The following is a 1304-nucleotide window of genomic DNA, read 5'->3' as shown; positions in this document are numbered from 1 at the left end:
CCATTCACATCCTACGTCTACCAGCCCGACGCTCTTCCGATCTGGCGTTATCATTAATTTCAAACATCGTCTTGAACCAATATTTTTCCCCTCGCTGCAGTATTTTTTTAATGCTGAAAACGCCAGAAAAATCATTGGAATTCACTGATTTTGAAAACCGTGCTTGGAGTCGCGATATTAGTGTCTTTTCATCGACAACTGTTGGAAAAAATATGTCCCTAGGCAATTGCTTGAGGTCGAGTAGCCCATGAATAAAAATGTTGCCAATAGCCACATACATTATTTGTTCGTAGACTATGATCGCTTCAGCAGCATTTAAATGGTACTTACGTCCTTTTACTGCGTAGTGGGTTTCAGGTACGGAGAACCTACCCCACGCTTGTTTGCCATCAAGCTCAACTTCCTTGAGATATCGGCACTGGTTTTCGTAGACACATAAAACCTCATTCAACAATTCGTCTTCATTCATCTTTCTACCTCCTTGGAGACTCCCGTTATACCCGCAGGGTTAACGGTGAGAGGAAAAGGAGGACAGAGTCTAGTTTGTATAAGCATAACCATCCTTTCTGTGAATAAATTTACAATATTTGTGACTAATCCCTTGCACCAGTCCTGATTTAGTTGAGATATTGAAAGACCCTGATTTTCTGGTTGCGACCCGTCCTACATAAGTACCGATCTTCTTCCCCTTAGTCACCACGGCGCGGACAATATCTCCTGTCTGAAAGCCTTTGTGAAATTTAATTCTGGAGCAATGACGAGTGGGAAACCCATACTTATTAGTCCTACAGAGCTGACGAGTGCCGTGTCCCTTAGCTGTTATTACCAAAGGATTGGTTACTTCAACAATCAGTGTTTCAACTTTTCCAACATTCGCCGCATCTAACCAATGAGTTTTAGGAAGACTTTGGCGGCATCTATTGAATTTGGTTAATCCACCGCTACCTACTTCAACAGGCAATCCTATTGATTTGATATCGTGATACAACTTCCAGCGGGTCGTATTGACAGAAGCCGCATCAGCCAGAGGACGTTTGGCTTGACTTAGTATGCGCTTCAAAATGCTAGGCTTTTTAGACAGGAAAAGCTCAATGTCTTGGTTAGATTTAGCCTGGTTACATGGACGACACGCGATCGCGTAGCGTGGCCTACGGCCAATCGCTAAATTAGAAACTCGATTAGAACCGCCTTTGGATAATGGTTTAATGTGTTCAACTTCTAGTTGAGTTCCTGTTACCCCGCAGTAAGCACACTTACGATTCCATTTTTCAAGCAAATATTCCCGAAGTTCGTAACCATAAAGC

2 protein-coding genes are annotated in these 1304 nt (G+C 42.8%); both read right to left on the bottom strand.

Features of this window, described 5'->3' with window-relative positions:
* Positions 1-4: 4 nt before the first annotated feature.
* Complete coding sequence (locus F6K53_RS43085; RefSeq protein ID WP_293086807.1) at positions 5-469, bottom strand: FcoT family thioesterase; 465 nt, start codon at positions 467-469, stop codon at positions 5-7.
* A gap of 69 nt (positions 470-538) precedes the next feature.
* On the bottom strand, positions 539-1304 hold a 766-nt coding region (locus F6K53_RS43080), incomplete at its 5' end, for an HNH endonuclease (protein ID WP_293086804.1).

Origin of the sequence: Moorena sp. SIO4A1, from assembly GCF_010672065.1 — a bacterium.
Classification (GTDB): Bacteria; Cyanobacteriota; Cyanobacteriia; order Cyanobacteriales; family Coleofasciculaceae; genus Moorena.
Note: the sequence above shows the minus strand (reverse complement) of the source record. Positions and strands in the feature narration are given on the sequence as shown.

Bases quoted from the DNA above. Each gene is read 5' to 3' on its own strand.
- F6K53_RS43085 (WP_293086807.1), bottom strand. From the start codon at position 469: ATGAATGAAGACGAATTGTTGAATGAGGTTTTATGTGTCTACGAAAAC.